Origin of the sequence: Zobellia nedashkovskayae, from assembly GCF_015330125.1 — a bacterium.
GTDB lineage: Bacteria > Bacteroidota > Bacteroidia > Flavobacteriales > Flavobacteriaceae > Zobellia > Zobellia nedashkovskayae.
The window spans coordinates 3,200,119-3,221,141 of the sequence record NZ_JADDXR010000002.1; the positions used below are offsets into that span (position 1 = coordinate 3,200,119).

A 21,023-nucleotide genomic window follows, 5' to 3' on the forward strand; every position below is an offset into this window, starting at 1 on the left:
ACAACTTTATTTAAGTGTTATTTTAAAAACGTTGGCCGATTCATCAACCTCCATGCCCTTTGATTTTAAAAGAAGTCCGTTTTCATTATGGTCAAATTGAACAGGTTTACCCGTATCCAAATGAACGATTTTTTGAATATCACCTTTACGAAGTTTAAAACTTGAATTTAAGGATTTAATCAAAAGGTCACCATCAGGTTTACCCAAGCAAGAGGCATAAAGATTATTTCCGTTTACAGTAAACCGGATGTCTTCTTTTGTGTATTGTACCTGTGCAAAATGATTGTTGTGATGGTAGGTATAATTGCCTTCATCAATATCGGTAGGGCCTTCACCATAAATAAACCAAGGAGCGGTATTATAAACAGCTTCGCCGTTCTTTTCCAACCAATTACCCATCTGCGTTAGATTCTTGATTACTTCGGCTGGAAAAGTACCATCTGACTTTGGAGGGATATTTAGTAAAAGGACTCCATTTTTACTAATAACATCCATTAACATATCTACCAATTCATTGGTAGAACGCAAAGGAATGTCTTCTCTATAAAACCAACCATGGGTTGGAAAATCTGGCGGTACGGTCATATCCATATCGGTCATCCAAACGTCATAAGCGGTTTCGGTAAGAATACCATTTTCTAAATCTCGCATGCCTACGGAAGGCGGAATATCATTGGATTTATAAACAAATTCAACTTCTTTTTTTCGCTCTAAAGACTTATTGAAAAAGTAAGAAATAAACTCCCTTTGGTACTTATCTTCAAATACGGGAGATGGTAAAGTTCCTTCACCAATAAACTTGCTTTTGCGAGTCACTTTTTTATTGTGAGAGCCTTTGGTACCACCAAAACTGGCATCCACCCAAAAAATATCGGGATCATACTTATTTACTCCCTCTTTAGCAAAATTAATCCATTCATCACCTTCAATAGAATGATAGGAAACCAGGGTTTTCATATTTCGTTTGCGGACGGCTTTAAAAACTTCGCCTACGATATCTATTTTAGGTCCAACTTTAGCCGTGTTGTAATCTGATATGTCACTGTCCCAGTGTTTTAAATCACTACCATGCCAACCGATGACCCCTCCAAACTTAGCTCCTGCGGATTCAAACAGTTTGGCCCATTCATCCGCATTAAAATTTTCGCCTTTAAATTGTTTGAGTAATTGTTCATCCGTCCAATCTTCTTTTCCTTTTTCATAACTGATGGTCTGAATGCCCCAGTGACAGTATATTCCAAATTTAGCATCAACCAGCCATTCTGGGGTGTGGTGGTTTCTTAAGGAGTTCCAAGCTGGTTCATAATTCTTTTCCTGAGCTTGTAAACAAGAGGGTAGAGATAACAAAATGGTCATTAAAATGAAGACTGTTTTTTTCATAATCGTTGTTTTATTTTGGTAAGTGGTTCTGATACGTATAAGAATATTTTAAGCTGGATTAAAGCCCGTTAATTAGCTTTTAAAAAAGTGTAGTTCCTCCATTGGTGTTTAAGTCCAGATAGGTCTCTTGCATTTTTTGTATACGCTCTGCTTGCCCGGGCTCATTAATTAGGTTTTTGTTTTTCTTCTCTTGTACATTGTCCTTTAAATCATACAGTTCAATTGCTTTTAGTCCTTTTAGGTTTTCTTACTATCCGCTATCATGATTAGTTTAAAATTACCTTCGCGAATGGCATGAAAAGGACCCATTCATCATACCATTTTGCTTCTTTTAGGTTTGGTGTATCAGAGGCGAAAAAATAATCGCCATCAGGCTTGTAGATTTGTACATATTCATTGGCCTGTTGTGGAATTAATGGCTTTTCTTTAGCATAGGTTCCTATATAAGAAAGTAAAATGGAAAGGAATATATATGCTAGTTTTCATTTAATTGTTTTGTTCCATTATTCACACGCTCACGCTGTTTGGCATTCAGACCATGCTCTAATAAATACTCGAACTTAGGAGTGTTATGGTGGCGTTTCATTTGCTGGTCATCAACATCTAGGCTAAGGTCGCAATCAAAACGGACTAATACCACATGGTTTTTTTTCCAGTCGCGCGTAGGGTTGGCAAAATGTGAAATTCCCCAAGTAATTCCACGACCATCTTTGGTATCTGTAAAAGCATCGGCAACGAAAGGTCCTCCGGCATCTGGCATCATTTCTACCATAGAAGCGATTTCAAAATTTACCCAATCTTCGGCATATTGTATGGTATTGGCCTCATTACCATCTCTAATGGCAAAAGCGGCTACCCCTTTTTTAAATGGAAATAAAGTGGTCTCGTGTCCTGAATTTAGTATAGGGTTCAAACGATGTTTTGTAAACGGACCTAACGGATCATCTGCAAAGGCAAGACCGTGCATACGTACATTGTTCTTACCGTTAACTTTACCAAAATCTGATTTGTAGTATAGGTATATCTTACCGTTGTGTACTATAGGGTAGGGGTCGTGAATTGAAAACTGGTCCCAAGAACCGGGTGCGCCGTTAGGTATTACTTCTTTCTTAAAAGGTGTCCAAGGACCGTTTGGAGAATCGGCATAAGAAACTGCGACCGGACAATTGTCTCCGCCACTTTTTCCGGGTGCTTCGGAAAAAGCTTGGTAGTATAAATAGTATTTCCCTTTCCACTTTAAAATATCGGTCGTGGTAACCGAACGCCAACCTACTTGTGGTTTTGGAGGCCTAGGAATCGCAACACCTTGCTCTTCCCAAGTAAACCCGTCTTTTGATGTCGCGTAGAAAATATCGGCTAAATCCCAATCTGCAGAGGGAATAGTGTCATTAGATTCTTCAACCCTTGGAATGCCTACTGGAGCTACAGGGGTTTCACGGTGAGTGTACCATATATAATATTGGCCATTTTCAAAAATCACTTTGGAAGGGTCACGGCGAGAAATAGTACCGTCATTACCGTTGTAATCAAAGCCTTTGAGCTCTGTATATTTAAACTGGGTATACAACTCATTGCTTTCCTGACGAGGGCCTAAATAATTATCATAATTACGGTTTAATGCGGCACTTAAGGGTCTATTCGGTTTTTCTTCTGGTAGATCAAAGGGAAAAGCTTTTTTTTGACTGTATGAAGTAAGAAAACCGCTTAGGGCCAATAGTGTAAAAATAATTCGTTTCATAATTCTGTTCTTATATCAGGTTTTTGGATTTTATGGTTTGGTTGGCTAAACTTTTTATTTTGTAAAATTGATGTAGATTGTACTTGTGTCTAAAACCTTCTTTTTATCTCCGCCTTTAGGTTTAATATTTGCCGTTAGTTTATAGGTTGTGTCTTCCATTAATTCCGACTCTAATTTTATAGTATAAGATAGGTATGCGTAGCCTGCATAGGCCTGTAGTGTTGTTTCAAGTATTTTTTCGTCTTTAGAATTGAATAATTTTAGCTCTATTTCTCGGTCTTTATTTGCTTGGTAGGTAAGGGGAATTTCAACAGTGTTCGACTCTTTTTGAGAGATCATGGCCGCATTGAACGATACATTTTCATTATAAAGTTTCAATCTGCTTTTAAACACGGCATTGGAATCATTGGCATCTACCAGTTTATAAGCCCTAACCCAATCATAGTACACTGTGTTTTTGCTTGGGTCGTTTAATTCCTCGGCAGTAGGAATTTCTATCCACGGAAAAGGATAGGTTTCACTCACTAAACGCATATACATAGGTTGGTCAAAAGGCTTATCCTTTACCTTGTCATAAAATTTTTGGTGTTTGGGTACCCGGTTGTTATAGTAGTAGCTGGCCGTACTTTCGTTTTGCCACCATCCACCGTAAATATTAAAATCTTCGGAGGTAAGTTTACTGTCTTCAAATTTTACTTGTGGGGCTCTGTAATCATGTTTTTCGCCATTGCAGTCCGTATACCAGAAATGTGCGTTGGAGTGCATGCCACTAGCAAAGTAGCTTCCGCTAAAATCACCTTCACGACCAATAGATTCGTGAATATCCCATTCTAAGCCATATTTATCGCAATCATTAGGGCCTGTAAAATTATTAGAGCTAGAAAACCAAAATGTGGTGGACATGGTTGTAGCGGCAGCTTTTACCCGACATTCGTAATAACCAAATTGAGTCGATTTTTTTGAAACCACGGCGGCCCCTCCAACGTTAAAAGTAATATCTCTGCCGTAGGCATGAACTATGGTGTCCTTTTCAAGTTTTTTGCTTGTCATTTTCAGAAAACCATCACCCACGGAAACCTGTGATGCCATAAAAAGTCCCGGTGGACGTCCAATCCAAGTGGGGTGGTGGTCATACCATTTTGTGGTGTCCAACTCGGTACCATTAAATTCATCTGAAAAATCAGGATTTAAAACCCATCGCTTACCCATAGGTGGTTTAGGTGGTCCTTGGCGAGATTCTTGTTCTGGTGAAATCGGAGTCTCTGGTGGTGCTTGGGCAAAGAGATTACCTGTTGTAAATGTGAAAATTAAAAAAGCTATTCTTATAATCATTGGAGTATTTTTTATTTTTCCGAGTCAATTCTTCCTTTGCTATTTGTAGGAGCATCGTTTTGGGTTTCATGAATATTACATTTAGGAATTGTTTTAATTAGTCTGGATTCAATAAAATTCCCAAAAACCATATTTCTCACCCTCAATATTTTCTTTGGTGTCACCTAATTCATTAGCTTTTTCTTTCATTTCTTTACGCATCGTTTTCACTTGTTCCGCATATTCAGGAAAGAAGGAAAGGTCATACACTTCCCAAGGGTCATTTTTTATATTGAATAGTTGGGTAACGCGGGAACCTTTTATGGTTTCTCCGTTCTTTTTATCATAATTATTGGCACGTACGTATTCAATTAATTTGTAATCCCCTGTTCTATAGGCGCGCTGAAATTGTTTGTATGCGTGATAGGTGTAATCCCGAAAACTGGTTTTCTCTTTATATATAACAGGTAATAGACTTTCCCCAGTTACAGAACTAGGCGCGTCAACTCCAATAAAATCGAATATGGTTGGGAAAATATCAAAATTGTAAGCGAAGGCCTCTCTTTTACTGCCCTTGTCCTTTATAAGGTTACCCGAGAAAACAAGTGGAATATGAACTCCGTCTTCATCATAAATATTCTGTTTCCCCATCAGACCATGGTTTCCAACTGCAAGACCACTATCACCAGCAAAAACGATTAACGTATTCTCATAGGCACCGCTTTCTTTCAATGAAGCAATGACTTTACCAATTTGGTCATCTAGATGCGTAATAATGGCATAGTAATCAGAAAGTTCTTGTTTAGCAACTTCTGGTGTTCTTGGCCATTTAGCTAGTTCTTCGTCTCTAAGGAACATATCTCCATTGTCAAAAGGGTGTTGCTCCATATAAGAAGGAGGAAGTATAATGTCGTCAATAGGATACATGTCTTTGTATTTCTGTGGAGCCTGTCTTGGGTCATGTGGTGCGTGAAAAGCTAAATACATGAAGAACGGGTCTTTCTTTTTATAGTCCGTAATAAACTTAGAAGCACTTTTAGCAAAGATTTCAGAGGTATGCGGGCCATTTTTCTCCGTACCGGACGGACCTCTTTTCTCATCTTTGGTTATCGTTCTACGAACCACTTTTCCGTTTTCATCATATTCCAATAAGTAGCCGTCTTCAAATTTATAGTCACCATCTTTTTTCCAGTCCCACAAAGGCATACGAAAATGGTCGACTAGATATAAACCCCTGGACATAAGCCTATCTCCCGAATCAAAAGAGCGTGCCAAGGAAGCGTTATCTTGATGCCATTTTCCAACAATATGGGTGTTGTAATCTTGGCCTTGTAAAGCTTCGCCTATGCTTGTGTGTTCAGAAGGAATGCTGTGTCCTTGTCCTTCTAAATCAAACACGTTTCTCCCGGTTAACAACATGGCTCTACTTGGCACACAGGTAGCACCGGAAAAAGCACCCATTAGATAACCGTTGGAAAATGAAACTCCATCGGCAACCAAAGCATCCATATTTGGTGTTTTTACTTGCATCCCGCTTAAAGCATGAACACCTGAAAAACGATGGTCATCCGTATAGATAATAAGTACATTGGGCTGGTCTTTCTTTTTTGCTTTACGTTTTTGAGCACTAACAGGAAGTGCCAATAGCATGCTAAAAACAACTAAAAAGCAAAGGGAAAATCGATTTTTAAAATTCATAAGGTTATTCAGATTGAATTGTATTTGTATCAACTAAAATTTGAGCTTCTCTTTTGTCGTCACCGTTTAAAGTAAACACGACGTTGTTGGTTTGTATACTTTCTATATGTCTTCCGTACAGGCCGTAGGCGGGTAGTATCTTAAAGAAACTGAATTCTGGGTATCTATCTACATCTTCCACAACTTTGGCCATGGTATCTTCTTCTGAGCCTCCTCCGGGGAGTTCCAATTCAATATTTTCTAAAGTTATTTTACCAACTTTATGGTCTGGAATTCCCGTAATTAATATGCCCGATGGTGGTTTTACCCTTGAGCTATCCAAAACCCGGGCGTTACCTTTAACATTTCTGATGACTACATTGGTAATAGAACCTACTTTTTGTTTTTTGGCATTACGGTAGGTGCGTAGGCGCTCTCCAAGACGAATGAAAATAGGCATATCTACTCTGTCCATATGGATCCCGTCTATAGTCACATCGTGAATGTTGGCACCATCTACACTTAAGATTTTTATTCCGCCACCTTTGGTATCATAAATCTGGCAGTTTTTAATGTCTATGTTGTACATATCTCCCATAGACTCGGTTCCGAACTTAATAGAACCCCAATCACTTCTGAGCTTGCAATCGCTAACTTGTATGTTATAGGTAGGTTTTGGACTCGTAGTTTTAATGCAAATAGCATCATCGCCCGTGTTAATATCGCAATTTTTAATAACAGCGTCGTAACTGGAGTCCAAATCTATGCCATCGTTATTCTTATGGGCGTGGCTGTAAATGGAAACGTTGTCCACCAAAATATCATTGGATTGATAGAAATGGCAAGTCCATGCAGCTGGTTGGCGTAAATGAACATCTTGTACTTTGATTTGAGAAGAATTTACAAACCGTAAAAGAAAAGGCCTATTTGAGCCAAAACCTTCGGTTTCGGTAATGTTCAGCTCCTTAATTTTCGCCTTTATATTTTTGGATAGAAAAGCTTCTCCGTTTCCATCAATAGTTCCCTTACCGGTTATGGCAATATTTGTGGCATTTTTTGCACCAATAAGGCAATTGCCACGTTGTTGCCCAGTAGCATCTTCAAACGTATCTATACTCTGGTAATCTAATGGATTTGAACTTCCGATCAATTTTGCATCTTTAGCTATATGTAGGGTTACATTGTCTTTTAGGAGAAGTGTACCTGAAATGTAATCGCCGTCTTTAATAGTAACAGTGCCACCACCAGCAAGATTACAGGCATCAATAGCTTGTTGAATGCTTTTGGTATTTATTGTCTTACCATCGCCTATGGCACCATGATCGACAACGTTGTAACTGTCTGACTTTGAATTACAGCTTACCAATAGAATAAAGGTAATTAGGAGGCTTGCATAATGTAGTTTGGTTCTCATTTTAGTTGCTCTGGATTTGGTTCTTTGAGATATTTTTTTTGTTTAGGAAAACTCTATTTATTTCGCTATTTGTAACGTTTTTTAGAACAATTGGGGCTCTTTTGTCTTCTCTTATAGTCTTAATGCTGAAATTTTCAACCACCAACCCATCTATATGCCGAGCATAAAGTCCAGAAGCGGGTAGGGTACCCACTAAACTGAATTCTGGCCACCAACCATTGAGTACTTCTTGGGTGTATTCTTTGATGTCCGTTTTTTGCGCATCTGCAGCAGTACCTCCACCAGAAACTACAAATTGAACATCCTTAATAGTGATATCTTCAATTTGATGCTCTGGAAAACCGGTTAAAAAGAAAGCAGAGTTTTTATCAAGGTTGGAATTATCTACCACAATATTGCTAAAGCTAAAGTTGTGCATGCTTTTTAGCGGCTCAAATTGGCCCTCAGGGGTATCAACGGATGCAATTTGTTGGGCGAACGTCATAAAAATAGGTCTTGGCACATTTTCCATAACCAAATTACTGAAGACCATATTTTTCATTTCGCCTCCTTCGCATTGTTGAATCTTAAGTCCCGAATCCTGAATATCCTTAAAAGTACAGTTGGTAACGGTAACCGATTCTATATTTCCGCGAGATAGTAGTCCTATGCGCATTCCGCCCCATTTTGTGCTAAAATGGCAATTGCTTACCGTGATGTTTTTACAAGGTTTATCCGGTCTTGAGGCTTGCAGGCAAATACTATCATCACTATTATCAAAATTACTATTGTTCACGCGCACGTTTGTACATCCATCAAAATCCAGCCCGTCTCCGTTATTGTTTACGCGACTTATGATGTTGATTCCGCTCACCGAAATATTATCACAGTAGAGCCAAGCTGAGGTCCATGCCGCAGGATTGATTAAGGTAATATCATTTAAATGAATGTCTTTTACGTTTACAAACCGAATCATCATAGGTCTGCCTCCTTTTTTCTTGGTGAAGTTTTCTTTGTGTCCATTCCCGTCAATAGTTCCATACCCTTCAATGGCGATGGAACGTGCGTCTTTGGCAAAAATCAAGCAACGGTCCATGTGAGGTTCGTTCTTGTACATATTCTTATGGGTGTCCGTGGCATAATCCTCATAATTAGGACTCCCAAGAAGCGTTGCTCCATTCTCAATATGAAGGGTAACAAAATCCTTAAGATAGATAGTGCCGATTACAACCGTTTTTCCTGAGGGAATAATCACCTTTCCTCCGCCGTTTTTTGTACAGGCATCAATGGCTTTCTGAACCGCTTTGGTGTCTATGGTGGTGCCATCGGCCTTTGCGCCGTAATCTAACACGTTAAAGTCTGTGGCATATGACTGTAAATGAAAAAGTAAGCCGATTATAAAAGGGATTAGGATTTTGATTTTCATTTAAGTTTTTATTTTGAACTAATGGTTATTGTATTGGTTTTTAATCCGTTAGAAGTAGCAGAAATTGTGATGTTTCCGGCAGCCTCGGTAGATTTCACTACGAGTAAACATTTTCCGTTAAATGCTTTGATATTAGTATCTTGAAACGACTCTAAAGAAGCTGGGTTTCCATTACCTACAGCGGCAAGACTTCCTGCTCCTTCTATGGTGAATTGTACTTGGTTATCAGCATTAGGAATAAGGTTTCCATCCGCATCTGTTATATCAACTTCAATAAAAGAAAGGTCTTTTCCGTCTGCGGTAATTTCCGTACGGTCTGCTGTTAAGCGTATTTTTGATGCTTTTTTAGCTGTTTTAATAACTTTTTCAGCAACAGCTTTTCCGTCTTTATAACCAATTACTTTTAAGCTTCCCGGTTGGTAAGGAACATTCCAACTCAACCTGTATTTTGAAGTATACATTCCTTTTTCAAATCCACGGAATTCCGCTGGAATATCGGTAGTATCAACTCCTTTTACCTTTTTGCCCAAAGATTTCCCGTTTACGATCAATTCTACTTCATCACAATTGGTATAGGCATAAACTGGAATTTCTTCACCTTCTTTTCCTTCCCAATTCCAGTGTGGCAGTACGTGAACCATAGGTTCTGTAGTCCATTGGCTTTGGTAGAGGTAGTATCTGTCTTTTGGAAATCCACATAAATCTACAGGAGCAAAATAAGAGGCGTGTACTGGCCAGTCAGCATTCCAATATCCATCTGTAGAATTATCGCGACCACCGTAAGGCGTGGGTTCACCAAGATAATCGAAGCCCGTCCACATGAATTCACCTAAAAATGTAGGGTTTTCTGCCTGCACATCAAACTCAACATCAGGAGGATATGCCCATGGAGGACCAACAGTTACGTCATAACTAGAAACTTCCAACGTTTCCTTCTTATGGTCATGCGTAATAGGTAGGGCATAGGTACCTCGGCTACTAGTCTGCGATGAGGTTTCAGAACCGTAAACAATTATATCAGGGTTTTCTCTTATCACTTCCCCGTAATCAAAAGGCTTATAGTTTAAACCTACAATATCTATCTGATAGGCTAATTTGTTTTTGAATGCTCCCGGGTAATTATTGAAACCTGCGGTAGTTGGTCTGGTATGATCTTCATCATGGCAGATGTCATTCAGCATTTTGGCGACTTTCCAACCGTCTTTTTCGCGCTGCTCTATAATTTCGTTTCCGATACTCCACATGATTACGGAAGGATGGTTACGGTCTCTTTTTATCATATCCCTTAAATCGCGCTCATGCCATTCGTCAAAAAACTTGTTATACCCATTAATGACTTTTGGTATTTTCCATTCATCAAAAGCTTCGTCCAATACTACAATACCTAATTTATCACAGATTTGAAGCATTTCGGGCGATGGTGGGTTATGACTTGTACGCAAGGCATTCACGCCCATACTTTGCATAATTTGTATTTGGCGTTCAGTAGCCCTATAATTTACAGCCCCTCCTAAAGGACCGAGGTCGTGGTGCATACATACACCCTTGAATTCAACTGGTTCTTCATTCAATAGAAATCCTTCTTTGGCATCAAAAGAAATACTACGAATACCCAGTGTGCTTTTAAACTCATCTATAACTATGTTCCCTTTTTTCACTTGGGTGACAACATCATATAAATATGGATTCTCAACTCCCCATCGTTTGGGATTGTTAACTATGATTTCATCTATAATAACTTTCTCCGAAGATTTTTCTAGTCCGATTTTTTGACTGCTGGAGGCTATTACGTTATTGAGTCCGTCAATTATTTTGGTTTCTAGCGTTACCGAAGCTTTCTTTTCATCGGCATTCTTTACCGTAGTCTCAATTTTTACCGTAGCCTTTTCATTGCTTACCTCGGGTGTAGTAATGTAAGTTCCCCAAAACGGAATGTGGACCGGATTATTTATTTTTAGATAGGTATTTCTATAGATGCCAGCACCTGAATACCAACGGGAGGCCAAATCTTCTGGGGCAACCCTAACAGCAATGACATTGTCCTCTCCAAATTTAATATATGGTGTTAAATCCAGTTCAAAACCCATATAACCAAAAGGACGTTCGCCAATATACGCTCCATTTATGTAAACACGGCTATTATTCATTACACCATCAAATAAAACAGCTATTTGCTGAGCTGCATATTTCTTGTCTATGGTAAAATGTTTACGGTACCAAGCAGTTCCGTGTACCGGTAAACCACCTGTACGAGCATTGTATTTTTTATCAAAAGGACCTTCAATGGCCCAATCGTGCGGTAAATTAAGCTTGCGCCAAGCACCATCTTTAAAAGTGGACTTTTCAGCTCCAGAAGGATCACCCTTTTGAAAGAGCCAACCGCTATTAAAGGATACATCACCATTTGTAGCTTCAGAATTCAGTTGTGCAAAAGAAAAACTGAATTGTAGTAAAAGGATAAATAGAAAGCTTTTTCTCAACATCATATTTGCGTTAATAATTATAGTGGTGAAAGTCTAAAATAATTCTCTGGCAAAAGACCACGAACAGCTGAAAGAATAGAACAGATGGTTTTTTTTAGAGAAGCTTGGATAAGTTAATCTAAAATTTAGGGTGTCACAGAGTAAACATTGAGATTTATGAGAGATTAAGGTTTGTCAATGTATTGTCTAGTTTTTAGGTTTGTCATAAACGAATAGCAGCATGAAGGTTGCTTGAAAAATCATGAGTAAATGTCCATTTGTTATAATCTTTAGCACATTCGTGGCTCGCAGATGAATCATAAAATTAGAATTTAGCAACTTCTAATAGGGCGAAATAAACAGGTATCGTCAATAACAACCACACTATGAATTTTAAACATTTAGCGGCACTCTCAGTCGCCATTATCTGTATAGCTTCTTGCGGTAGCTCGGATAAAAAAAATCAAAAAGACACGGCTCAATTGAAAGCTGCGGACACCACTAAGGTGTTTGAGGCCAATTGGGAATCTATCAAGAAAAACTATAAAGACCCTAAATGGTTTACTGATGATAAGTTCGGAATTTTTATTCACTGGGGCGCCTATTCGGTTCCTGCTTTTGGTTCGGAATGGTATCCTAGAAAGATGTATATGGATACGGCTACTTTTTCTGCGACACTAAAAAAAGGTAAGAAAGGACCTAATGCAACCTATACACACCATAAAAAGACGTGGGGAGACCAAAAGGAATTTGGTTACAAAGATTTTATACCCATGTTCAAGGCCGAAAAATTTGATGCTAAGGAATGGATCGACCTATTTAAAAAATCTGGAGCTAAATATGTAGTTCCTGTAGCGGATCACCATGATGGTTTTGCGATGTATAAGTCTAATACCACACGATGGAATTCATTTGATATGGGACCAAAAAGAGATGTATTGGGCGAACTTTTTAAGGAAGGTAAGGCTCAGGGCCTAAAAATGGGAGCTTCTTCTCACTTTGCCTTTAACTGGTCTTTTTATAACAAAAAAGACAAGTTTGATACGGTTGACCCAGAGTATGCCGATTTATATTCCAGTAAAGGAAAAGATTTAAATGAGCCGGTTTCCGAAGAATTCAAAGAACGTTGGTGGAAAAGGACAATTGATTTGGTGGACACTTACCAACCAGATATTCTCTATTTTGATTTTTATGTAGATATTGAGGATTTTACGGACTTAAGACCAAAATTAGCAGCATACTATTATAATAAGGGCCGCGAGTGGGGTAAAGAAGTTTTAATTAATGATAAGAATTTTGGTCATGAGGCATTTCCTGAAGGAACTGTAATCTATGATTTAGAAAGAGGAAAACTTCCGGGTATTAGAAAATTACCTTGGCAGACCGATACTTCAATTGGTAAAAACTCTTGGTCTCACGTTACCAATTGGGATTCAAAAACGCCCAATCAGTTAATAGATGATTTGGTAGATATCGTTTCTAAAAACGGAAATCTATTATTAAATGTAGGTCCTAAAGCCGATGGAACTATTCCTGATGACCAAAAAGAGATTCTGTTGCAAATAGGAGATTGGCTTGCTACAAATGGAGATGCCATCTACGATACAAGATATTGGAAAACTTTTGGAGAAGGTCCAACAGAGGTTAAAAAAGGACATCATTCCGAAGGAAAAAACAAGGATTTTACAGGACAAGATATCAGGTTTACTCAAAAAGGGGATAAGCTATATGCCATTATGTTGGCTTGGCCAGAAAATGGTAAGATTGATATTGAGTCCTTGGGAAGCGCCAATGCATTTGCGGAAGGTGTAGACATCAAAGGAGTTAAATTATTGGGTAGTGATGCTAAAATTGATTTTGAGCAGACAGAAGAAGCACTATCGATTAAGAAATTAGGTGAAAAATCGGGCGAGTACGCCCATGTGTTAGAGATTTCAATTTAATGTAAAGCTCTATATAAAATTGTTTTTTTGTGTTAGTTTTAAGTGCATCAATCGTTCATAGTTGGTGCACTTTTTTTATGTTCATGCCTAAGATTAGGGTATGTTTGGGGACTTTTTTCCTTGAATTTTAAGCAAAGAAACAGCCCTGTTCATATGAATATGAACAGGGCTGTTTTAGTAGGTGTACTCAGTAAAGGTATTTTATTTCTTTGCTCTGTAGTTTTTGAGTACGCTGCTAATATCTAGAGTGTCTTCCATATCTTTTTGGAGTATCATCAACTCTGCGAACATAGTATCTACTTTTTCCTTGTATTCTGGGTTTGCAGCTAAATCATTCATTTCTTTTGGATCTGCTTTCAGATCATAAAGTAAAACTACATCCATTTTTGGATATAGAATCAACTTATAACCATCTTTACGAATCATACGTTGTAAGTCTATATAACCGTTGTAGATAGCATCATAGTGGCTTTCTTTCCTATCACCGTTTACAAGGTCCAAGACGCTATTAAAGAATACATATTCAGGTTTCTTAACACCGGCTAATTCTAAACTTGTGGCCATGGCATCCTGCAAATAGATATCCGTATCAATTTTTTTGTATTTAGGGATTTTTGGTCCTACAATCATGAAAGGAGCCCGTATACTATGGTCAAATTGACTTTGTTTCCCAATTAGGCCATGTTTCCCAACCGCTAAACCGTGATCAGCCGTGAAGATGATATAGGTATTATCCATCTTGCCTGTTTTTTCCAATCCCTCTATAATTTTTCCAATCTGGAAATCTAAGTGAGTTATAAGAGCATAGTACTCTTTGGTATGTACTTTAACGGCAAATTCTGTTCTAGGAAAGGGCGCCAGTGCCTCATCTCTAAGACTAGGTCCGTTGCCCATGCCATCTTTGTAAGGGTAGAGAGGAAGGAAGCTTTCAGGAATGGTTATATCATCTAAAGAATACATATCTACAAACTCTTTTGGCGCCTGTCTTGGATCATGTGGAGCATTAAAAGCCAGGTACATAAAGAAAGGATTTTTACTTGTTTTGGTTTGGTCTATAAACCCAAGGGCATCGTCTCTTAAAACTTCGCTCCAGTGTTTGCCACCTTGCCAGAATCCACCGTGCTTCATATTGGTTGGCGTCCACGTAGTGTCATTTTCGTTCTGCGGCCTGTTGTAGCCAATAGGCATAATATCAGCAGGTTTAAGTCCGTTTTCTTTCAATGTTGAGAATTTAGAGCCAGTTAGCTCTTTTGCCCATGCATCACCAGGCATTCCAGGTCGCGTATGAATCACGTTTTGAAAAACATTTTGGGCCTTGGCATCAACATGCCATTTTCCGGTCATATAAGTGTCGTATCCGGCACCTTCCATGAGTTTACCCCAAGTTTTGTCAAACTCTTTACCATTACTCCAGTTTTCACGAAACTCATTTACCTCCCATAATTTTCTACCAGAAATAATCATGGCACGGGAAGCAGCACAAATGGCACCGTTCCATCCTCCCATGTTAAAGGCATGTGTAAAAGTGGTTCCGTTATGCACTAGTTTGTCTAAGTTTGGGGTTTTAATTTCTTTGTTTCCCAGGGCATTTATGGCCGAGTAGGTCATATCATCGGCAAAAATGAAAACTACATTGGGTTTAGAAAGCGGTATTTCTTTCTTTTCGGCCTTGCAAGAGAATAGCAATACCGTAATAAGGGCAAGCGTTAAATTTTTCAAAGGATTAATTTTTGGAGTTAAATTGTTTGTGGTAATAATGACATTGTAAATATACTAAATCATGACTTAAAGTGTATTTTAGATACTTATTAACTTCGTGGGCATAAAAAAATAGTGTATTAACAAGATAGTGTTCATTGAACCTTTCAACATTTTTTTAGGAGTCAGCAGATTCTTTCTTCTTGCTAATTTGTTTTACGTATTTGCTAGGTACTATCTCAAACTGTTTATTAAAGCATTTACAGAAGTACGGAGCCGCGATAAAACCTGTTTTGTTTATGATATGTTTTACGGAATAATTACTTTTTTTAAAGGACCTTATGCCTTAACGTTCATAAGAGTGCATAAAATAACATTTTTGCTATTTACTTCACCCCGATCTTTACTTCTTACACCTATGTCCTTTTGGTTATGCAACTGCCCCAAAACAATAACACAAATCAATAAAATGTACTATCCCTTGCATATAGTATTACTTAGGTTCTATAATAAGGCCTCTTTCTCCTTCACTGTCCGAAGTATACCTAAGAACCTTTGGAAATTCATTACCTCTAGCATTGGTAATTTCTGTTTTCCAAACTTTTCTCAACTCTTCTAATTTATTCTTGTTAGAGGCATCAGAGGCTAAATTGGTCGTTTCTTTGGGGTCATTTTTAAGGTTGAAAAGCTCTTCATAGACAGCTGGTTCGCCATTTAGTGGTCCGTCTGCATAATCTCTGTAAACAGCTATATCTGGGTCGTGAACTTTGTACAACATTGCGCTGGTATTAATACCCATTTCTTTAGCAGTAGCTATTTTTTTCAATGCCGAGAAATTCTCGTTTTTATAATAGCGAATGTATTTCCATTCATGGTCTTGGACAGCCTCACATCTAGGGTTTCCAAATTGCGTAGACCATAAATTTTCAGTGTAAAGGTAGGGGCGCACAGCTTCTTGTTCACCAGCTAAAAGTCCGGTTAAGTTTTTACCTTGGTAACTGTCAGGAATAGTTACGCCTGCCATGGTCATCATAGTTGGGGCTATATCTATACTCTGTACCAAAGCATCGGAAGTTTTTCCTCTCTTTGATTTCTTGGTGTTTGGGTCAAAGATTATCATAGGTACATGCGTAGTTTCTTCGTAGCACAACGCTTTTCCGCCAAGACCGAATTGCCCCATAAAAAGACCGTGGTCAGAAGTAAAAGCAATAACGGTATTCTTATCTAATTTTTGGTCCTTCAAAGTTTGTCTAAGCTCTCCTAGAAGACGGTCAATACCTGTCATAGCTTCCATTTGGCGTATATAACGCTCTCTAAAACCTTCTGGCGTATCTACATAATCATAACCCACCTGGCGGTCTTCCGCGTGATGTATTTCTGCAGGTAATTTTGGTGTTTTTATATCTTTTCTAGCGACATAATTTTCTGGTAACGGAATATTCTGGTCGCGATAAAGCGTTTTGTAAATCTCATCGTCAGAATCACGCATTTGCATAGAACCTGTCCCTGCTCCGTGAGGAAGGTTAAAACACACGGAAAGCATAAAAGGCTTATCCGTAGGTCTGTTGTCTATGAATTTTATGGCCCCGCCTAATTTCTGCTCATTGGATAAAAAGTCTTGAATTCCTTCACCAACCACTTCTACTTGGGTGTCGTTTTTAGCATCTTTAAAAATACTGTGACGGTCTTTTGGATAGAAGCCCAGATGACCATGGCCTGCGTACCAGTAATCAAAACTTTTTTCCATGAGTCCGCTATCATAACCACCCTCTCCAACAGGAACATGGTTTTTCCCCACCCAACCGGTGTAATACCCATTTTCACGCATAACCATAGGATAGGTGTTCTTCCAACCTTCTTTGGACATACTGGTGCCGGAATTAAAGTTTATACCGTGTTTTCTCTCAAACTGACTCGTTAGAATACTGGCTCTACTTGGTGTGCAAATAGCAGTAGTTATATGGGCATTGGTGAACAAAACCCCATCACTAGCCAATTTATCTAGGTTTGGCGTTTTTACAATGGTATTACCCGTACAGCCCATGAGGCCGTACTGCTGGTCATCCGTTAATATAAAGATGAAATTTGGCTGCTCTTGTGCCCAACCAGATACGGTTGTTGCGGCGTAAATGCAGAGCATAATGACCAAATTTTTTAGCAATTTTAATTGAAAGTCCTGTTTCATTTTATACTTCCTAAATTATGATTTTCTTCTTATTTTAATGTTGGACCTTGGGCTTTTTTGCGCATGCCCTGTAAAGCTTTTTCTTCTTTAAGAACATTTTCACGGTGCGGGTCTAACCAACCAGGAACTAGGTTTTTAGCATCCCAAGCCGTGTATGCTTTTTCTAGTTCAGCAATTTTTTCAGGATGCTTATCTGCTATATCCGTTCGTTCCCAAGGGTCGCTTTTTAAATTGAAAAGCAACGTTTTGTTCTTGTATGAACTCTTATAAAGTTTGTAATTACCTATTCTAACGGCATATTCAAATCCGCCAACGGAACGCCAGAACAATTTTTCATGGGGAGTGTCGGTTTTTCCATCTAAAATATAGGGTAGGAGAGTGGTGCCGTCTAATTGTGTTTCTTTTGTAACATCACCGCCAGCGGCTTCTAGAAAAGTAGGGAAAAGGTCCAATGAGCTAATAGGTTTCTCATAATGTTGACCCGCTTTCAATTTCTCTGGCCAAGTAATGAAAAAAGGAACTTTTATTCCACCTTCAAACAACATGCCTTTGTGGCCTCTGTACGGTCGGTTGTCAGCATGTTCCGTACGTCCTCCGTTATCACTTAAAAATACTAAAATTGTGTTTTCTTTCATACCATTTGCAACTAGTGTAGAGTCTATTCTCCCAACGTTTGCATCAACAGCATTTACCATGGCGGCATAGATACTACGTCCACCATATTCAATATGTTTTGTGTTTTCTAAATATTGTTGGGTAGCGTGATCAGGAGCATGTGGCGCGTTATAAGCCAAATACATAAAAAATGGTTTATCATCTTTCTTGGTAATAAAATCGATGGCCTCATCTGTGAAATCATCCGTTAGGTAACGCAATTCATTTTGAGGAACCGGTTTACCATTTCTAACAATAGTTTTAATAGGGCCATCAGGTACGCCCCAATAGTTCATTCCACCACCGGCAAAACCGAACCAATGGTCAAAACCTTGTTGAGTAGGGTGAAGGCTAGAATGATCGCCCAAGTGCCATTTTCCAATAGCGCTCGTGCGATATCCCCGTTCTTTTAGGGCTTCAGGAATCATTTTTTCGGAAAGTGGCGTGCCCACCGTGTCATCGTTTTCGGCTTGGTATGGCATGTTACAATCGTGACCAAAACGAGCCTGATAGCGACCGGTTAAAAGTCCAGCGCGTGAAGGACTACAGTACGGATGGGAAACATATCCGTTATCAAAAATCACACCTTGGGAGGCTAATTTGTCCAAATTTGGGGTGGGAATATCCGTTGCTCCATTAAAGCCAACATCTGCCCAACCTTGATCATCCGTTAGGACAACGATAATATTTGGCTTTTTTTCTTGTGCTACAATGGGTAGGGCTGTTAGGAAACCTAAAGCAAAAGTGAATAAAAGTTTAGTGTTCTTCATTATATATGTTCTAATTATTTTAAAGTGATTTTGTAAACAAAAGCAGCTTCCGCTTCGGCAGGTATTTTTCTTGGAGAAGTAACCAAAAGGCCTTCTGCTGTTTTTTTCCATTCTATTTTTTGTTTGCTACCCAATACAGAAACCGATTTGATGTCCATATCCTTGGCTTTGTTAGCAAAAACTGTCAGCACCGTTTCTGTATTCTCACCCGGCCAACCTAATTGAATGGCGTAGACTGTTTTGTCCTTTATGGTGTAGCGAATATCAGCTGAATTCAAGTCATATAAACCAGCTTTTATGGCTCCATAATCATTCCACTCGTCTTCTGGATTTCGTTTCAATTCGGTTGGTCCTTGACCATACGCAACAAATGGACGTGTTTTGTAAATACTCTCGCCGTACAATTGTAACCAAGCTCCAATGCCTTCCATTGCTTTGGCCTGTTCTTCTGGAATAATACCTTCTGCCATTGGGGCAGCGGCTAAAATCATAACTCCGTTTTTACTGACTACCTCGGCCAAAATACGAATGGCTTTTTTAGGGTCTAAAGCAGTACGTTTGTCTTTATTATAGCCCCATGAGCTACCCAGTTGAAAATCCGTTACCCAAACTTCTGGGGCGATATCTATAACCGTAGCTCTTTCTAAATTTACAACAGCTAAATCCGTTGGAAAAAATGACCCTTTGGTGTTAATCACCACCTCTTTATTCTGCTCTTTTGCTTTGTTGAAATAGTTGGCCAGAAATTGTTTGCGGTAATCCTCTTGAATATACCCTTGGGCAAAATACATCCAAATATAATCCGGAGAATAAGCATCTATTACTTCATTCAATTTCCCTAGCCAGATATCACATTCTTCTTTATAGGTGGTATTTCCGTAAAGAATGCGGTACTCATCTTCTTGAGGAACTTCTGGGTTAGCATAAGTTACGGCATGCATGCTTACGGGGCGAAGAAAACTATTCTCTTTTTTGGGATAAAAATGCATGTGAAAACCATGGTGAAAAGTGGTCATGAATTTTAAATTGCGCTTTTTTACTTCGTCACCAATTTGTTTTACTACATCGATTTTAGGGCCTTTATCAAAGGAGTTCCAAGGATTGACTTCACTTTCCCAAAGCGAAAATCCGTCATGATGCTCTGCAATGGTTCCTATGAATTTTGCACCCATATTTTCGAACATATCCACCCAACGCTTAGCAGAGAATTTTTCGGCTTTCCATTGGGGAATAAAATCATGATAATTTACATCTCTTCCGTAGGTTTTGGTATGGTAGTCATAGACATCTTTGCCCCACGTCTTTACCCGGTCACTCTCGTACATAAAACGCCCGTACCATTCATTTCCGTTGGCAGGAACGTTATAGACGCCCCAATGAAAATAGACACCTAACTTGGCATCTGCAAACCATTCAGGAGAAGCTTTATGCTGGTTAAGGTTTTCCCATTCTGGTTCAAACTTTTCTTGAGCGTAACATGTAGCAGTAAGTACCAATATTAAAAGAAGGGCAATCTTGTTTTTCATTTAAATAAAGTATGCTTGTTCTTATTTTAATTCTTGAATTCTGATATTTCTATAGATAATTTCAGAGCCTTCTGCTTGTAGTGCAATATTTCCTTTTTCTAATGGAGTACCATCTGCATTTAAGAAGTCTTTCAGTTCGTTTACCAGTTGGCCGTTTTCAAAGAACTTGGCACTTTTTGAACCTTTTACTTCTACGCGTACTTTGTTCCAGCCATCAACTTCATGATTACCATATTTATCACCTTCTAGATAGTCTATTTTTCCACTAGAATCTAATAATAGAGTAGAGCCATCCTTTTGAAACCACGTTACTTTTGGGCCTTTTATGACCCATAGATCACCCGTGTCACCTTCCTGAATTTGACATTCTAGGCAAGTGGGCCAGACAACTTTTTCTCCTTTAATATGAAAAACGATACCAGCATCCCGTTTGGCTTCTAGGCGAGGAGCAAATTTACGTTCTCCCCACTTATATTCAAGTTCTAAATTAAAGTGACTGTATTCTTTATTAGTGGTAACCATGCCAAAAGGAGCTTCGTCTCCTTTCCAAGCATAGAGAACTTCTATTTTATTCTTTTTGATGTTGAATAATTGCTGATTATCGGGCAGTTCGTTTGGAGTGATGGTGTAAGCGGTACCGAGTTCATCTTTGGGAAAAGGATTTTCCCAATTTATAGATGATTTTTTAGGCGCAGATTTTTGAGATGAAAATAAAAAAAAGGCACACAAATAAAGTAATAATGTTACAATGGTAGTAATTTTGTTTGTCATCTGTTCTGGTGTTCTAAAGAGGCTGTAAATTCTAAATTTATAGCTTTAACTAGGACAACAGACATTTTTTATACTACCACAAATGTTTT

At 38.7% G+C, this 21,023-nt stretch carries 13 protein-coding genes; 1 reads left to right on the top strand and 12 read right to left on the bottom strand.

Annotated features, from left to right (window positions below; all coding sequences use genetic code 11):
* Window positions 1-6 precede the first annotated feature (6 nt).
* The 7 genes from IWB64_RS13290 to galB all read right to left on the bottom strand — a co-directional run bounded on the left by IWB64_RS13290 (window position 7) and on the right by galB (window position 11,411).
* On the bottom strand, window positions 7-1,380 hold the full coding sequence (locus IWB64_RS13290) for an alpha-L-fucosidase (protein ID WP_194534457.1): 1,374 nt from the start codon (window positions 1,378-1,380) through the stop codon (window positions 7-9).
* A gap of 475 nt (window positions 1,381-1,855) precedes the next feature.
* A complete protein-coding gene (locus tag IWB64_RS13295) occupies window positions 1,856-3,118 on the bottom strand; it encodes a glycoside hydrolase family 117 protein (RefSeq protein WP_194534458.1) in 1,263 nt (420 codons plus the stop codon).
* Window positions 3,119-3,172: 54 nt separating this feature from the next.
* A complete protein-coding gene (locus IWB64_RS13300; RefSeq protein ID WP_194534459.1) occupies window positions 3,173-4,450 on the bottom strand; it encodes a family 16 glycosylhydrolase in 1,278 nt (425 codons plus the stop codon).
* Between the two features lie 108 nt (window positions 4,451-4,558).
* Window positions 4,559-6,127: a sulfatase-like hydrolase/transferase gene (locus IWB64_RS13305; RefSeq protein WP_226975884.1), complete on the bottom strand. Its 1,569-nt coding sequence runs from the start codon at window positions 6,125-6,127 to the stop codon at window positions 4,559-4,561.
* Between the two features lie 4 nt (window positions 6,128-6,131).
* Window positions 6,132-7,520, bottom strand: coding sequence for a glycoside hydrolase family 28 protein (locus IWB64_RS13310; protein WP_194534460.1), 1,389 nt, complete (start codon window positions 7,518-7,520; stop codon window positions 6,132-6,134).
* Window position 7,521: 1 nt separating this feature from the next.
* Entirely contained in the window at window positions 7,522-8,925 is a 1,404-nt protein-coding gene (locus tag IWB64_RS13315) for a glycoside hydrolase family 28 protein (RefSeq protein ID WP_194534461.1), read from the bottom strand.
* Between the two features lie 8 nt (window positions 8,926-8,933).
* Entirely contained in the window at window positions 8,934-11,411 is a 2,478-nt protein-coding gene (gene galB / locus IWB64_RS13320; RefSeq protein WP_226975885.1) for a beta-galactosidase GalB, read from the bottom strand.
* Between the two features lie 362 nt (window positions 11,412-11,773).
* Here galB and IWB64_RS13325 point away from each other — a divergent pair, with 362 nt between their 5' ends.
* On the top strand, window positions 11,774-13,330 hold the full coding sequence (locus tag IWB64_RS13325) for an alpha-L-fucosidase (RefSeq protein ID WP_194534462.1): 1,557 nt from the start codon (window positions 11,774-11,776) through the stop codon (window positions 13,328-13,330).
* Between the two features lie 201 nt (window positions 13,331-13,531).
* Here the strand turns inward: IWB64_RS13325 and IWB64_RS13330 are convergent, their stop codons facing one another.
* The 5 genes from IWB64_RS13330 to IWB64_RS13350 all read right to left on the bottom strand — a co-directional run bounded on the left by IWB64_RS13330 (window position 13,532) and on the right by IWB64_RS13350 (window position 20,934).
* Complete coding sequence (locus IWB64_RS13330) at window positions 13,532-15,049, bottom strand: sulfatase-like hydrolase/transferase (RefSeq protein WP_226975886.1); 1,518 nt, start codon at window positions 15,047-15,049, stop codon at window positions 13,532-13,534.
* 472 nt (window positions 15,050-15,521) lie between these two features.
* Window positions 15,522-17,168: a sulfatase-like hydrolase/transferase gene (locus tag IWB64_RS13335; protein WP_194534463.1), complete on the bottom strand. Its 1,647-nt coding sequence runs from the start codon at window positions 17,166-17,168 to the stop codon at window positions 15,522-15,524.
* A 74-nt stretch (window positions 17,169-17,242) separates the two neighbouring features.
* Window positions 17,243-18,637, bottom strand: a complete 1,395-nt coding sequence (locus IWB64_RS13340) for a sulfatase-like hydrolase/transferase (protein WP_194534464.1) — start codon at window positions 18,635-18,637, stop codon at window positions 17,243-17,245.
* A 14-nt stretch (window positions 18,638-18,651) separates the two neighbouring features.
* Window positions 18,652-20,163 carry an alpha-L-fucosidase gene (locus IWB64_RS13345; protein ID WP_194534465.1) on the bottom strand — a complete coding sequence of 504 codons (1,512 nt, stop codon included), beginning with the start codon at window positions 20,161-20,163 and terminating at the stop codon, window positions 18,652-18,654.
* 21 nt (window positions 20,164-20,184) lie between these two features.
* Window positions 20,185-20,934, bottom strand: a complete 750-nt coding sequence (locus IWB64_RS13350; protein ID WP_194534466.1) for a 3-keto-disaccharide hydrolase — start codon at window positions 20,932-20,934, stop codon at window positions 20,185-20,187.
* Window positions 20,935-21,023: the final 89 nt, after the last annotated feature.

Excerpts from the sequence above, each read along its gene's own strand:
- IWB64_RS13290 (WP_194534457.1), bottom strand. The coding sequence starts at position 1,380 with ATGAAAAAAACAGTCTTCATTTTAATGACCATTTTGTTATCTCTACCC.
- IWB64_RS13295 (WP_194534458.1), bottom strand. The coding sequence starts at position 3,118 with ATGAAACGAATTATTTTTACACTATTGGCCCTAAGCGGTTTTCTTACT.
- IWB64_RS13300 (WP_194534459.1), bottom strand. The coding sequence starts at position 4,450 with ATGATTATAAGAATAGCTTTTTTAATTTTCACATTTACAACAGGTAAT.
- IWB64_RS13305 (WP_226975884.1), bottom strand. The coding sequence starts at position 6,127 with ATGAATTTTAAAAATCGATTTTCCCTTTGCTTTTTAGTTGTTTTTAGC.
- IWB64_RS13310 (WP_194534460.1), bottom strand. The coding sequence starts at position 7,520 with ATGAGAACCAAACTACATTATGCAAGCCTCCTAATTACCTTTATTCTA.
- IWB64_RS13315 (WP_194534461.1), bottom strand. The coding sequence starts at position 8,925 with ATGAAAATCAAAATCCTAATCCCTTTTATAATCGGCTTACTTTTTCAT.
- galB (WP_226975885.1), bottom strand. The coding sequence starts at position 11,411 with ATGATGTTGAGAAAAAGCTTTCTATTTATCCTTTTACTACAATTCAGT.
- IWB64_RS13325 (WP_194534462.1), top strand. The coding sequence starts at position 11,774 with ATGAATTTTAAACATTTAGCGGCACTCTCAGTCGCCATTATCTGTATA.
- IWB64_RS13335 (WP_194534463.1), bottom strand. The coding sequence starts at position 17,168 with ATGCTCTGCATTTACGCCGCAACAACCGTATCTGGTTGGGCACAAGAG.
- IWB64_RS13340 (WP_194534464.1), bottom strand. The coding sequence starts at position 18,637 with ATGAAGAACACTAAACTTTTATTCACTTTTGCTTTAGGTTTCCTAACA.
- IWB64_RS13345 (WP_194534465.1), bottom strand. The coding sequence starts at position 20,163 with ATGAAAAACAAGATTGCCCTTCTTTTAATATTGGTACTTACTGCTACA.
- IWB64_RS13350 (WP_194534466.1), bottom strand. The coding sequence starts at position 20,934 with ATGACAAACAAAATTACTACCATTGTAACATTATTACTTTATTTGTGT.